The following is a 13015-nucleotide window of genomic DNA, read 5'->3' on the forward strand; positions in this document are numbered from 1 at the left end:
GTGAAGAATCCATGGCAGTGCTTGCTGCTTGTGACGGTACTGCTGCTGGGCGGGTGCAAGGTCGAGCTGTACCTGGGCCTCGGCCAGCGCGAAGCCAACGAAATGCTCGCGGTGCTGGATGCCGAGGGCATCGATGCGGTGAAGGCGCAGGACAAGGACGGCAAGGTGAAGATCCTGATCGATGAGGCTGACATCGGCCATGCGGTAGCCGCGCTCAAGCGCCAGGGCTACCCACGGGAGATGTTCTCCACGGTCAGTGATGTGTTCCCCCGGGATAGCCTGATCTCGTCGCCGCTGGAGGAGCACGCGCGGTTGGCCTATGTGAAGTCCCAGGAGTTGTCACGCACCCTGTCGGAAATCGATGGCGTGCTGGTGGCGCGGGTGCATGTGGTATTGCCGGAGCCCCGCGACAGCCTGCGTGCAACGGCCCGTGCGGCCTCGGCGTCGATCTTCATCAAGCATGCGGCGGACGCGGCGCTGGACCTGTACATCGGGCAGATGAAGCAGCTGCTGAGCAACAGCATCGAAGGCCTCGACTACGACCGCATCAGTGTGGTGCTGGTGCCTTCCACGCAGGCTCGCCAGCTGTGGCCGGGGGAGCGTCATGCGACGCTGTTGTCGATTCATGTGATGGAGGGTTCGCGCCTGCGTCTTCTTGCGCTGATTGGGACATTGCTGGGGGTGCTGGTACTGAGCAATCTCGCGCAGTACCTGTGGTGGCGCCAGCGGGCATGAGCATGACCCCGTTTCAGCTTCGCTACTGCCCGGCGCGTTACCTGCACCAGGCTCATTGCCCGGAACCGTTGCGGCAGGTGGCCCAGGTCTTGCCACATTGGCGTCGGGACAGCTCGATCAATGGTTGGTTGCTGTCGGCGCTGGACCTGGCCGAACCCTTTGAAATACCGGAACGGCTGGGTGGGCTGGCCCTCTATCCGCAGCCAGCATTCGAACGTGTTCTGGCCACTGTTGGCGGCTTGTTGCATGGCCAGGCCATTGTGCGCCTTCTCGACCGAGCCGGCCAGATGCGCTTGCGCCAGGTGCTCGACGATCAAGGCCAGCGCTATTGCCTGGAGAAATGGCGGCTGATCATCGGCCCATGGCCGCCAGGCTGGCAGCAGGCGCTGCCAAGCGGCGCCCTGGACGTGGAGCTGCCCGTGCAGGGCCTGGCGTTCTGGCTACAGGCCTGCGGGTGTACCGATCCCGGTTTTGCCCGGCGCCTGGCCCTGCGACTGCCTGGCACCGGGGCATTGCCGACCTGTCCGATGAGCGACGATCAGCGCGTCCTGGCGCGCACCCTTTGCCTGAAAGTGGCCCGAGACAGGAGCCCGGAATGTTGCCATTTATTGAACTGAATGATTGCCGGCCGATGGTCGAACCAGGCTGTACCGTGTTGCGCGGCGCCGACTACCAGCGCTTTCTCGACGCCGGCGCATTGACCGAAAGCGCCCACCAGCGGGCCAGCGACATCGATGCCCAGGCCGATGCAGTGCTTGAGGCACAGCAACGGCTTGGGCGGGAGGTCGGGCTGGAAATGGCCGCGGTCGAGCAGGCGGCGCTGATGCACACTGTGCGATTGCGCTGTGCCGAGTTCTATCGCCGGGCCGACCGGCAGATGAGCGAGGTGGTGTACCAGGCGGTGGCCAAGGTGCTGGGGGCATACCCGGACATCGAGCTGACGCTCGCGGCCACACGTCAGGCGTTGGCTCAGGTTCGCCCACGGGAGGAGCTGATCCTGCACGTGCGCCCTGACCAGGTGCCCGAGGTTCGCCTGCGTATCGATGAAATACTCGCGCAGTTTCCCGACACGGGCCCCCTGGAAATCTGCGGTGATGCTCGGCTTGCACGCGGTGGTTGCCGACTGGAAACCGAAGGTTGCGTCATCGACGCCAGCATCGAGGGGCAACTGAGCGCTTTGCAGCGGGCGTTGTTGCAAGGAGTTCCTGAAAATGAGGCTGCATACGCATGAACCCGCTCGAACATGGCAATGGGGCGGTGCTGGCCGCCGCTGCGCGGGCTATCCGCGATGACCAGGAGCGTGATGCGCTGCTCCAGGTATTCTGGGCGCAGTTTCGTCAGCCTGCTCGAACGTCTGTGCGGGAGGACATCTTGCCCGTGCGCCGGCCATTGCCGCAGCGTGGGATCTTGGTATAGCACCTGCCCCCAAAGCCTGCGGGAACGGGCAAAACCTGCTCAGACCGGCGGCGCCTGCTCTTGCGCCTGCAACCAGCGGATCACCTCGGCGACCGGCTGGATCAGCTCGCCGGGGATGTATTGCTCCTCCAGGCTGTCCGCGAACAGCGCCCGCGCCAGGGGGATGCGTTCCAGCACCGGTACGCCTTCTTCCTCGGCGATCCGGCGCACCCGCAGGGCCTGCTCGTCGGTGTACTTCAGGGTGACCAGCGGCAACGGGGTTTCCCCGGCCTTGTAGCGCAGGCCCACGGCGATGTGGGTCGGGTTGGTGACGATGACCGATGAACGCCTGACGTCCGCACGCAACGTCCCCTGCTGCAGTTCACGGTGGCGTTTGCGGCGCTCGCGCTTGAGCTCCGGCGCGCCTTCCATCTCCTTGTGCTCACGCTTGACCTCATCCTTGCTCATGCGCAACTGCCGGTGATGCTGCCTGCGCTCCAGTCCGTAGTCGGCCGCTGAAATCGCCATGAGGCCAATGGCACAGACGCCGATCAGTTGGCCCAGCAGGCTGCCCAGCACAGGCAGGATGCAGCCGATGCCGCACAGTGGGACCCTCAGCAACGCGTGCAGGTTGTCGCTGAGCAGGCCGAGCACCAGTGCGCCGAGCAACAGCACCTTGAGCAAAGACTTGAAAAAGTCGAGCAGGTTCCTGACCGAGAAGATTCGTTTCATCCCCTCCACCGGGCTGACCTTCTTGAGGTCGGGTGAGAGCGATTGCGTGCTGAACACCCAGCCGGTCTGCAGCAGATTGCCCGCGCTGGCGGCAATCAACGTGGTCAGCAGGAACGGCAGGGTGAGCCACAGCAGTTCGTGCAGCAACTGCTGCAGCATCAGCTCCAATGCCTGGCTAAAAGGCAGGTGGAGCAGGGGATCGGGTAGCAGCATCAGCGCTTGCAGGTGGCCGAGGAAGTAGTTGGGAAAGCCCAGGGGCAGCACGGCCAGGCTCAGGATCAGCATGCTGGATACCAGTTCCTTGCTCTTGACCACCTGGCCGTTATGCCGTGCATCGCGCAATTTGGCCCGAGTGGGATGTTCGGTCTTCTCCGTGCTCATGGCTGCTCCAGCAAGGGACCGAGCAGGCGCACCGCGTGCAGCGCGCTGAACAGCTGATCCTGGGCCTGCTCCATCAGCAGGTACAGGTAAGGCACCAGCAATGCGCTGCAGACCAGGCTCTTGATTGGCATGGACAGGATGAACACATTCAGCGACGGGGCGAAGCGGCTGACCAGCGCCAGGCCGAACTCGGCGAGGAACATGGCGATCAGCAAGGGGGCGGCGAATAGCATGCACAGGATCATCAGGTAGCCGAACTGGGCCAGGAAGAACGCGTTCCACTGTCCGCTGATCTGTGGGTAATAGCTTGCCACCGGCCAGCTGGCGTAGCTGCCCAGCAATGCGCCGAGCAGTCCCAGGAAGGCGCCGCCAGTGAAGAACAGAGTGACCAGGGTCTGCAGCAGCAGTGCTCCGGTGGGGCTGGTCTGGCTGCCCAGCAACGGGTTGAGGGTGGACGCCAGGGTCGCGCCGCGTTGGTTGTCGATGAGAAAGCCGCAGGCCTCCAGCGCCCAGAACGGGATGCACACGATGAAACCGAGCAGTAAGCCGAGCAGCACTTCCTTGCCGATGAGCAGCCCCAGTTGCAGCCCATCCAGGCCTGGCGGCAGCGTGCCCGCCACGCTGGGGTAGATGAATAGTGCCAATGAGCATGCCACGCCATTGCGTACCAATGCGCCGCCCAGTACCTGCTTGCCGAGGATCGGCAGCACGATGAAGCAGCTGAACAGCCTGGGCAGGATCAGGCTGAAGTTCAGCAGGGCCTGTTCTAGGGCCTGGGCAGTCATCGCACCCACAGGACCCGCTCGAGCACAAGGTCGGTGTAGCGGTAGAGCTCGCTGCCCATCCAGTCGGCCGTGACGAACAGGGTAACGACCACCGCGACCAGCTTGGCGACGAAGCCCAGGGTCTGTTCCTGCACCTGGGTCAGCGCCTGGACCAGCGACACCAGGGTGCCCACCAGCGCGGCCATCAGCACTGTCGGCAGGGACAGGATCAATATCAGCCACAGCGCCTGGCTGGCGAAGTGCAGGACTTCGGTACTGCTCATCTCAGCCCCCGTAGCTCAGCACCAAGCCGTGGGAGAGGCGCCCCCAGCCATCGAGCAGGACGAACAGCAGCAGTTTGAACGGCAGCGAGATGGTCACTGGCGAGACCATCATCATGCCCATGGCCAACAGGATGTTGGAAATGATCAGGTCGATGGCGATGAACGGCAGGTAGATCAGGAAGCCGATCTCGAAGGCCCGGGTCAATTCGCTGATGGTGAACGCGGGCAGCAGGACCAGCAGGCTGTTGCCATCGACCTGTTCGGCGTAGCGGCTGGGCCACAACTGGCGGGTGCTGTCGAGAAAGAAGGCGCGTTCGCGTTCATTGACATGCTTGTCGAGAAACGCGCGAAACGGTGCCAGGCCCTCGTCGAGAAAACGTTCGATCGAGGGTGCGTCACCGAGGGTCGTCTCATGGGCATTCAGGTAGTCGTAGGTGGCCATGCCTACCGGCGCCATGACGTAGATACTGAGGATGATCGCCAGGCCATACAAGGCCATGTTGGGTGGGATCTGCTGCACACCCAGGGCGTTGCGCAGTAGCGAGAAGACCACGGTCATCTTCAGGAACGAGGTAGCCATGACTGCGATGAAAGGGGCCAGCGACAGCAGCGCCAGGCCAAGGATCAGGCTCAGTTCGTCCGGCAGCTGGATCATGTCGGGTCGTTTTCCAGCAGCCGGGTCACACGCACCCCGAGACGACCGTCGATGCGCACCAGCAGGCCGCTGCCGATACAGCGCTGATTGGCAAGAATGCGCACCTCGGCCGCCAGCGGGCTGTGCAGCTCGATCAGGGCGCCTGGCCCCAGGGTCGACAGTGTGTGCAGGTCCAGGGTCTGGCGACCGACTTCGAAACTGACCGCAATGGGCAATTGCTCCAGTTCCCCCAGTGCGGTATCGGGCAGCGGTAACGAATCGTGCATGCGGACTAGCTCCAGATGTGTGTCGTCGAGCAGCAGTTCTGCCCAGGGGTGGCCGTCGAGCACGCCGAGCAACCGGGGTGATACTGGCGCGGCGGCGGGTAGCAGCAGGATGTCGCCGGTGCCGAGGCCACGCAGCTCGTGCAGCGACAGTTCGAGGGGGCGCCATTGCAACGAGAGGTTCAGCGCGATGTTCAGACGTTCGCGCATTGGGCGTCTCGGCAAGGTGGCCAGCAGGCGCTCAGAATCGCCCTGCAGCCAGCAGGTCAGCGTGCTGGCGGCATGCTTCAGCGATACTTGCAGGCAGGGCGTGCCCTGGCAGACACCTGCCGGTTCTATACCCAGGCATTGCAAGCCAGGAAGCCAAGGGCTGTCCCGTTGCAGCAACGCCAGTTGCACTGGCGCCGGCAGGCTGGCGAAGTCGGCTTCCTGCAAATGCGGCGCCAGCCATTGCGCCAGATGCTGCCGCCGGCAAAGCAGGCGCACCGGCACGCCCTGCCAATCGACCAGCACGGCCAGGTCGGGGTCGCCCTCGCAAGCGGCGATGTCCAGCAAGGCCTGGCGCTCTGCGTCGCCATAGTTGCGTTGGCGATGGCTCAGCAGTCGCTGCAGGTGCAGCTCCTGTTGGGCAGCGGATGGGAAATTCGCAGGGTTCATGGTTCGGGCCACCACTCGTCGAGCACGTGGCGCCGGTTGCGTGAGCCCTGCTCACCGCCGCCATTGGCGGCAAAACCGAGGCTGACCTGCTGCGCAGGATCCAGCCGTTGCAGACGATCAAGCAGGTCCGCGCAGGCCACCTGCAACTGTCGCAGACTCGCTGGCGCGGCCTGGACCTCTACCTGCAAGCCTGAGCCGACATGGCGCATCTGCACCTCGACAGGGCCCAACTGCGGCAGCCGAGCACGCAGCAGGGTCAGTTCGCGGTTGTCGGCTTTGCAACCGAGCACTTGCAGCTGCAGACGATCCACCAGTGCCTGCAGATCTTGGGTGGGTGATACGCCTGGGCAGGACAGTACCCTCTCAACCACTGCACGTTCACAGGTCATGGCATGAACCGGGGTTGGCATGGCGCTTTCATGGGGTTGCAGACGACCCGGCAGGCTGTCGGTGTGCTCGCGAACATCTTGATGCCTGGCCTCGGGCAAACTTGGGCCGGTCGGCTGGTGCGTCTCGGTCTCCTCGGGCTTCGTCGAGGTGAACGGATGACTGACCGAGTCCTCGGTTAGCGCGGGTGGTTCGAGCACAGGTGGGTAGTGGTCTGCCCGGGCCAGGGCGGGCACCAATGGGTAGCCAAGGCCCAGATGGTAAGGCTCCCGAGGGATGCCCTGCCTGTCTGGCGGGGGTAGCAGCAGCTGTTCGAACAACAGCCGCTGGCTGTTCCGGGGAGGCGAGCGAGGCGTGTCAGTCGAGGGGGGTAGTAAGGCAGGCACAGGCAGGGTCTTCATGGTTGCAAGCCACCGTGTAAACAGTGCTCCTCCAACTCGAACTCCTGCCTGCGCTCCGCCAATCGAGTGGCACGCAGGTGTGCCTGGTCCCGCAGTTGGACGAAACTGTCCCTTTTTTTTCGGGTCTGGGCGAGCTGCGCTTGGGCCTGCTGATGTGCCGTGTACTGGCGCGCCAGTGCAGCCTTGCAGGCAACGACTTGCCCATGCAGGCTCGCTTCGCGCTCACCGAGCAGGCCGACCTGCCGGCGCCAGTGCTCCAAGGCACGACAGTCGGTCAACTGGCCGACATGCGCGGCGAACAGGCGTTGTTGTTCTTCGCGGGACCCGCGGCAAAACGCCAGGTGCGCATCGACGGCCTGTGCCTCGGCTTGCTCTGTCGCCTGTAGAAGGGCCAGCTGGCTTCGCGCTTCACGCTCGGCCCGCTGAAGTCTGCGTTGCTTGATTTTCGCAAGGGCGGTCAGGGGCACCGGGTGATCTCCAGTAGTTGGTCGAGGCTCTGCCGCAGCGAGACGTTTTCGTTGGGGGGCTGGCACAGCCAGGCGCGGATGGCTTCGCGTTTGCCGATGGCCTGGTCCGCGAGTGGATCCTGGCCCTGCGTGTACTCACCGATCCTGAGCAGCAGTTCGACTTCCTCATACCGGGCCATCCATTCGCGCAGTAGTCCGGCGGCGGCACGGTGTTCCGGGCTGACGACCTGGTGCATGACCCGGCTGACCGAGCGCAGCACGTCGATGGCCGGGTAGTGGTTGGCGGCTGCCAGGGCCTGTGACAGGACGATATGGCCATCGAGGATCGAGCGGGTTTCCTCGGCGATCGGTTCGTTCAGGTCATCGCCTTCCACCAGCACCGTGTAGAGTGCGGTGATCGAGCCCTTGGCCGATTGCCCGGCGCGTTCCAGCAGGCGCGGCAACTGGGCGAACACCGAAGGCGGAAAGCCGCGCCGGGTCGGCGGTTCGCCCGCGGCCAGGCCGATCTCCCGCTGGGCCCGGGCGAAGCGGGTCAGGGAATCCATCAGCAACAGGACCTTGTTGCCCTGGTCGCGGAAATATTCGGCGACGCTGGTGGCGACGAAGGCCGCCCGGGCGCGCTCCATGGCCGGGCGGTCGGAGGTCGCGACCACCAGCACCGCACGCCGCAGGCCGTGCTCGCCGAGTTCGTGGTGAATGAATTCACGTACCTCGCGACCGCGCTCGCCGATCAGGGCGAGCACGATCACGTCTGCCTCGGCGTTGCGCAGCAGCGTGGCCAGCAGGGTGCTCTTGCCGCCACCGGCGGGGGCGAAGATGCCTGTGCGTTGCCCTTCGGCACAGGTGAGCAGGCCATCGATACAGCGCACACCCAGGCTCAAGGGGGTATCGACCAGCTTGCGGCTCAGTGGCGATGGCGCGTCCCTATGCACGGGGTACCAGGCTTGTGGTGCAGCCGGCGGGCTGCCGTCGAGCGGGTTGCCCAGGCCATCCAGCACCGTCCCCAGCAAATGCTCGCCTACACCCACGCGGTGCATGCCGCCGGTGGGGCATACCTCGGTGCGCGTGCACAGCCCCTGCATGTCGCCCAGCGGAGCGAGCAGCGCCTGGTCCTGCTGCAGGCCGATGACTTCGGCCAACAGTTCAGGCAGGCCGCCCGGCCTGCGCAGCCGGCACAGTTCGCCGACCTGCACGCCGGGCGCCAGTGCACGGATCAAGGTGCCGGTGACCTGGGTGACCTTGCCGTTGGCTTGCACCAGTGTGGCGTTGTTCACGGCGGCCAGCAGGGCCTGGGGAGTCTGGAGCAGCGATGGCGGCATGGGAAAGGTTGCAGCGCGAATGATGGGCGCCATTCTAGGTAGCCTGCCGCGCAGCGGATTTCACTGTGAGGCGCATGTTTTTAGTTTTCGGTCGGACGCTGTCGCGCTTGGCGACAGGCTAAAAAGAAGCGGCCAGTGGCAACAGAGGGGCGCAGGGCTTACCTCTAGCATGGCGCTCATTCTTTGATGCGACGACGAGGTGGGGATGAGCGAAGGCGTCGGCTTTTTACGCAGTGAACCGGGACTGGCCATGCTGCCCGGTTGGGAGGCGCAGGGGCAGTCGGTCCTGCAAGCGCGGCAGGTGGCGCCGATGGCGCAGCAGGCCAGCATGGCGGAGGAGGTGTCCATGGCGTTCTCGTCACTGGCCAACGCGCGGCTCAGTACCCGCAGCCGCGTCACCGATGCGCGCCAGCTGGGTTTGCGCGCGGGCCAGGAGGCCGAGGCCATGCTGGCCAAGGTGCCGGATGTGCAGCGTCGATCACTGGATGAGCTGGTGGCCTGGTTGCGCCAGCACCCTCAGCTGACTCCGGGTGAGCTGCAGGCCCGCCTGGATGGATTTTCTGCTGAGGCCTGTCATCGCTACCTGGCGTTGGCCTATGCCCGCGACGCGTTGGGCACGACGGTCGATGCGCATGGCTTGGCCGGCCAGCTGGACCAGGCCATGGCAGCCTTGACGCAGACCCATGGCCAGGCGATCGAGCTGGGCATCGAGATCGGTCCGCTGGCCCAGGCAACGCAGGCGCAGGGGGTGGCCGAAGTGGTGGCGTTGCGCGGCGTGTACTGCGATTTCCTGTGCGACTATCGCGGGCTCAGGCATGCCTGGGATGAGCTGCGTGCGCGCTTTGGCGATGCCGCCATCGACGACATCGCGCAGTTCATGCTCAACGGCCTGGCCAGCCATATCAATGGGCCGTCCTCGAGCCTGGACAGTAACCGGCTGCAACAGGTCATCAGCGACATGAAGCTGGTGCAGGCGCTCAAGAAACTGGAAGGCGACACTGTCGCGCTGTTCCGCCAGCTTGCCGGAGAGCCCAGTGGCGTACGGACCTTCTGACCTGGTCAGCGACTTGCTGGCGTTGATCGACAAACGCTGGGCAACGGTGCAGGACATCCAGCGCCTGCTCGCGGCGTTGCCGCTTGGCCCGCAGGTGCAACGTATCCAGTGCCTGCGGGAGTTACAGCGGATCTTCCGTCTGCTGCCCGTGCAAGTATTCAGCGACGAGGCGCAACGCGAGCATCTGTTGGCAGTCTGGCAGTTGGCCATGGACCAGGCCGTCGACGATGAGGAGGCGATGCTGTGCGGCGCGCGGGAGGCATGAGCATGGGCTTTTGCACGGCAGCCGTGGCCCAGTTCTGTCGCGACTTGGGTGTGGCGCCAGCGCAACCGCAGGAACCTTTGCTGCGCCTGGAGTTGCCAGGTGCAGGCGTTTTGCAGCTCGAACGGCTAGCAGGGCAGTTGACGCTGTGGCTGGATTTTTCCGTGCACGGGGCGATGTTCGAGCGCGCCATGCGGTGTGCGCTCAGGCAGGTGTACGAACACCAGGCCTGTGGTTGCCTGCTGCGCTGTGGTCTGCTTGCCAACGATCATCTGGTGCTGCTGGCAGGCCTCGACGAACACGGTTTGACCGAGCAGGCCTTGCATCGGGCCTATCGCTTGCTGACGCGGGTACGCACCGAGGTGTTGGCAGCATGAGCGTTATCGAGCTGGCCGGGCAGGCCCATGATTTCTCGCTGCCGTGGGCGCCAGCCGACGCGGCGCTTGCCCAGCCAGAATGCGACGCTCTGCCTATGCCGGGGCAGCCGGTGCAGGCGCACTTGCGTGAGCTGTACCCGCAGCATCAGGCGGCACGCCTGCGTCTGGCGTACGCCAGGCCCGAACATGAACTGCGCAGCCTTTACAACCCGCAGCATTTCACCCGAGCACTGGGCTCGCTGGTGGAACAGCTGCTTGCCTCGCAGGCCCCCGGGTGCCCAGAGGCGGCGGCACTGGTGCAAGCGCTACTGGCCGACCGCCGTACGCTGGAGTGCTGCGTTAACGTCCTGCTCAAGGTGTGAATACATGAAATTGTCGAACGAACAGCAGGATGTCTTGCAGTTGTTGGCCTGGTTGCATCTGCAATGCGGTTGGCCCGAACGGGCGCGGGTGTTGCTGGAGGTGCTGTTGCGCGCCGATCCCCAGCATCGCGCCGGGTGTCGAGCCGCAGTGGTGGTGGCGCTGGAGCTGGGCGATTGGGCGGGGGCCGAACGTCAGTGCCTGGCGCTGCGTGACGCGGGCGAGCTGCAGCCGCCCTTGTGGCTGTGCCTGAGCCAGGCACAGCAAATGGCCGGCCGATTGGAGCAGGCCCAGGCCACCTATGCCGAGTACCAGCGGCGCAAGGCATGCCCATGAATCAGCTGCCCCGAATACTTGGCCAGATCGGCGCACGCAAGGACCTGATGCTGGCCGTGATGTTGCTGGCGGTGGTGTTCATGATGATCCTGCCGCTGCCGCCCCTGCTGCTGGACTTGCTGATCGCCCTGAACATCACCATCGCCGTAGTGCTGCTGATGATGTCGGTGTACGTGGTCTCGCCGCTGCATTTCTCGGTGTTCCCCTCGGTGCTGCTGGTCACCACGCTGTTCCGCCTGGCGCTGTCGATCAGTACCACGCGGATGATCCTGCTGGAGGCCGATGCCGGGCAGATCGTGCAGACCTTCGGCGACTTCGTGGTGGGCGGCAACCTGGTGGTGGGCTGCATCCTGTTCCTGATCATCACCATCGTGCAGTTCCTGGTCATCACCAAGGGCGCCGAGCGGGTGGCGGAAGTCAGCGCGCGGTTTTCCCTCGACGCCATGCCGGGCAAGCAGATGAGCATCGACGGCGACCTGCGCGCCGGCGTCATCGACGTCAACGAAGCCCGTGAGCGCCGCGGCGAGGTGGAGAAGGCCAGCCAGATGTTCGGTGCCATGGATGGCGCGATGAAGTTCGTCAAGGGCGACGCTATCGCCGGGTTGCTGATCATCATCGTCAACCTGCTGGCAGGGCTGGCCATCGGCGTGATGCAGAAGGGCATGAGCGCGGGTGACGCGCTGCAGCTCTACGCGGTACTCACCGTCGGTGACGGTATGGTCAGCCAGGTGCCGGCGTTGTTGATCGCCATCACGGCGGGAATCATCGTCACCCGTGACGGTCAAGGCGCCCATGACTTGGGGGCGAATATCGGCAGCCAGGTCATGGCGCAGCCCAAGGCGCTGCTGATCGGTGGCGCCTTGCTGGGGTTGTTCGGTCTCATCCCGGGCTTCCCGACAGTCACGTTCTTCATTCTCGCGTTGATGGTCGGGGGCGGTGGCTGGTGGGCGCTCCGCCAGCGGCGTGTCGAAGAGGCTGACCAGCAGCACAGTGGCGGTCTGCCGGCGTTGCTGGCCAATGGTGCCGGTGCGCCAGCGCTGAAACCCGCAGGCAAGGCGAAGATGGGCGCCGACCCGCAGGCCTTTGCCCTGACGGTGCCCTTGCTCATCGATGTGGACAGCGAGTTGCAAGCCGCCCTGGAGGCCGCCTCGTTGAACGATGAACTGGCACGGGTCCGCCAGGCGCTCTACCTGGACCATGGCGTGCCGTTCCCTGGTATCCGCCTGCGTTTCAACAGCGCGCTTGGCCCTGGGGAGTACCGCATCCTGTTGCAGGAAGTGCCGGTGGCGCGAGGCGAACTGATGCCTGGGTATCTGCTGGTTCAGGAGCAGCCAGCTCAGCTGGCGCTTGTCGGCGTGCCCTACGTAGAGGGCCAGGCGCTGTTGCCTGGGCGTGCCAGCCTTTGGGTGGAGCAGGACCTGCGTGATTGCCTGGAGCGTGCCGGCTGTGCCTTCCTGGCAGTCGACCAGGTACTTGCCTGGCACCTGTCCCATGTCTTGTGCGAATACGCCGGGGATTTCATCGGCATCCAGGAGACCCGCTACCTGCTGGAGCAGATGGAGCAGGGCTATGGCGAGCTGGTCAAGGAGGTACAGCGGATCCTGCCGTTGCAGCGAATCAACGAGGTCTTTCAGCGGTTGGTGGGCGAGGGCATCTCGATCCGCAACATGCGTTCGATCCTCGAGGCCCTGGTCGAATGGGGGCAGAAGGAAAAGGACGTGGTGCAGTTGGCCGAATATGTGCGCAGCAACCTCAAGCGCTACATCTGCTACAAGTACGCCAGTGGCCACAACCTGCTGCCGGCCTACCTGCTCGACCCGGCGGTCGAGGAGATGATCCGCAACGGCATCCGCCAGACCAGCGCCGGCAGCTACCTGGCCCTGGAACCTGCGCAGAGCGATGCCTTTCTCGCCCAGGTCAAAGCTGCGGTGGGCAACCTGCATGACGCCCAGGCAAGGCCCGTGCTCGTGGTGTCCATGGACATCCGGCGCTATGTGCGCAAGTTGGTCGAAGGCGTTTATTCCGACTTGCCTGTGCTGTCCTTTCAGGAACTCACCACGCAGATCAACATCCAGCCACTGGGGCGCATTGGCTGACGCCATTCTGGCGTCAGAAACCGTACCCCTGAACTACAAAATCGCGGCCGGGCCTGACGGAACGACCGCCACCGCCTCATTAGACTGCAT

At 64.7% G+C, this 13015-nt stretch carries 17 protein-coding genes; 9 read left to right on the forward strand and 8 right to left on the reverse strand.

Translation table 11 applies throughout. The annotated features are described in order from the left end of the window. From sctJ to ACQ4OD_RS03070, 3 genes are read left to right on the forward strand one after another with little or no spacing between them, the layout of a single operon-like run. Positions 1 to 735: a type III secretion system inner membrane ring lipoprotein SctJ gene (gene sctJ / locus ACQ4OD_RS03060; RefSeq protein ID WP_102684876.1), complete on the forward strand. Its 735-nt coding sequence runs from the start codon at positions 1 to 3 to the stop codon at positions 733 to 735. A gap of 2 nt (positions 736 to 737) precedes the next feature. Continuing rightward, entirely contained in the window at positions 738 to 1352 is a 615-nt protein-coding gene (locus tag ACQ4OD_RS03065) for a SctK family type III secretion system sorting platform protein (RefSeq protein ID WP_430943863.1), read from the forward strand. Then, positions 1331 to 1966 (forward strand): HrpE/YscL family type III secretion apparatus protein, encoded by a 636-nt coding sequence (locus ACQ4OD_RS03070; RefSeq protein WP_258701468.1) that lies wholly within the window; start codon positions 1331 to 1333, stop codon positions 1964 to 1966. The genes ACQ4OD_RS03065 and ACQ4OD_RS03070 overlap by 22 nt, the downstream gene beginning before the upstream one ends. A gap of 224 nt (positions 1967 to 2190) precedes the next feature. On the opposite strand, the gene sctU is transcribed toward ACQ4OD_RS03070, so the two are convergent. The 8 genes from sctU to sctN form a co-directional block, all read right to left on the reverse strand. Then, positions 2191 to 3243: a type III secretion system export apparatus subunit SctU gene (gene sctU, locus ACQ4OD_RS03075; protein WP_139669979.1), complete on the reverse strand. Its 1053-nt coding sequence runs from the start codon at positions 3241 to 3243 to the stop codon at positions 2191 to 2193. Continuing rightward, positions 3240 to 4028, reverse strand: coding sequence for a type III secretion system export apparatus subunit SctT (gene sctT, locus ACQ4OD_RS03080; protein ID WP_198753944.1), 789 nt, complete (start codon positions 4026 to 4028; stop codon positions 3240 to 3242). Before sctT ends, sctU begins: the two co-directional genes overlap by 4 nt. Continuing rightward, a complete protein-coding gene (sctS, locus tag ACQ4OD_RS03085; RefSeq protein WP_023629663.1) occupies positions 4025 to 4291 on the reverse strand; it encodes a type III secretion system export apparatus subunit SctS in 267 nt (88 codons plus the stop codon). Before sctS ends, sctT begins: the two co-directional genes overlap by 4 nt. 1 nt (position 4292) lies before the next feature. Further along, entirely contained in the window at positions 4293 to 4946 is a 654-nt protein-coding gene (gene sctR / locus ACQ4OD_RS03090) for a type III secretion system export apparatus subunit SctR (RefSeq protein ID WP_139669983.1), read from the reverse strand. Further along, complete coding sequence (gene sctQ, locus ACQ4OD_RS03095; RefSeq protein WP_139669985.1) at positions 4943 to 5866, reverse strand: type III secretion system cytoplasmic ring protein SctQ; 924 nt, start codon at positions 5864 to 5866, stop codon at positions 4943 to 4945. The genes sctR and sctQ overlap by 4 nt, the downstream gene beginning before the upstream one ends. Then, positions 5863 to 6573: a type III secretion system needle length determinant gene (locus ACQ4OD_RS03100; RefSeq protein ID WP_430943864.1), complete on the reverse strand. Its 711-nt coding sequence runs from the start codon at positions 6571 to 6573 to the stop codon at positions 5863 to 5865. The genes sctQ and ACQ4OD_RS03100 overlap by 4 nt, the downstream gene beginning before the upstream one ends. A 77-nt stretch (positions 6574 to 6650) precedes the next feature. Continuing rightward, positions 6651 to 7121 (reverse strand): type III secretion protein, encoded by a 471-nt coding sequence (sctO, locus tag ACQ4OD_RS03105; protein WP_258600376.1) that lies wholly within the window; start codon positions 7119 to 7121, stop codon positions 6651 to 6653. Continuing rightward, a complete protein-coding gene (gene sctN / locus ACQ4OD_RS03110) occupies positions 7112 to 8440 on the reverse strand; it encodes a type III secretion system ATPase SctN (protein WP_258600377.1) in 1329 nt (442 codons plus the stop codon). Before sctN ends, sctO begins: the two co-directional genes overlap by 10 nt. Before the next feature lie 205 nt (positions 8441 to 8645). On the opposite strand from sctN, the gene sctW reads away from it, so the two are divergent. The 6 genes from sctW to sctV are packed head-to-tail and all read left to right on the forward strand — an operon-like array spanning position 8646 to position 12925. Then, positions 8646 to 9494, forward strand: a complete 849-nt coding sequence (gene sctW, locus ACQ4OD_RS03115; RefSeq protein ID WP_198753950.1) for a type III secretion system gatekeeper subunit SctW — start codon at positions 8646 to 8648, stop codon at positions 9492 to 9494. Next, entirely contained in the window at positions 9475 to 9759 is a 285-nt protein-coding gene (locus tag ACQ4OD_RS03120) for a TyeA family type III secretion system gatekeeper subunit (protein ID WP_102684889.1), read from the forward strand. Before sctW ends, ACQ4OD_RS03120 begins: the two co-directional genes overlap by 20 nt. Before the next feature lie 2 nt (positions 9760 to 9761). Then, entirely contained in the window at positions 9762 to 10133 is a 372-nt protein-coding gene (locus tag ACQ4OD_RS03125; protein WP_198753951.1) for a hypothetical protein, read from the forward strand. Further along, positions 10130 to 10495, forward strand: coding sequence for a hypothetical protein (locus ACQ4OD_RS03130; RefSeq protein WP_177486010.1), 366 nt, complete (start codon positions 10130 to 10132; stop codon positions 10493 to 10495). Before ACQ4OD_RS03125 ends, ACQ4OD_RS03130 begins: the two co-directional genes overlap by 4 nt. 4 nt (positions 10496 to 10499) lie before the next feature. Then, positions 10500 to 10829, forward strand: coding sequence for a type III secretion protein (locus ACQ4OD_RS03135; protein ID WP_102684891.1), 330 nt, complete (start codon positions 10500 to 10502; stop codon positions 10827 to 10829). After that, positions 10826 to 12925, forward strand: coding sequence for a type III secretion system export apparatus subunit SctV (gene sctV, locus ACQ4OD_RS03140; protein ID WP_430943865.1), 2100 nt, complete (start codon positions 10826 to 10828; stop codon positions 12923 to 12925). The genes ACQ4OD_RS03135 and sctV overlap by 4 nt, the downstream gene beginning before the upstream one ends. Positions 12926 to 13015: the final 90 nt, after the last annotated feature.

This window comes from Pseudomonas sp. WC1 (genome assembly GCF_050586565.1).
Lineage (GTDB): Bacteria > Pseudomonadota > Gammaproteobacteria > Pseudomonadales > Pseudomonadaceae > Aquipseudomonas.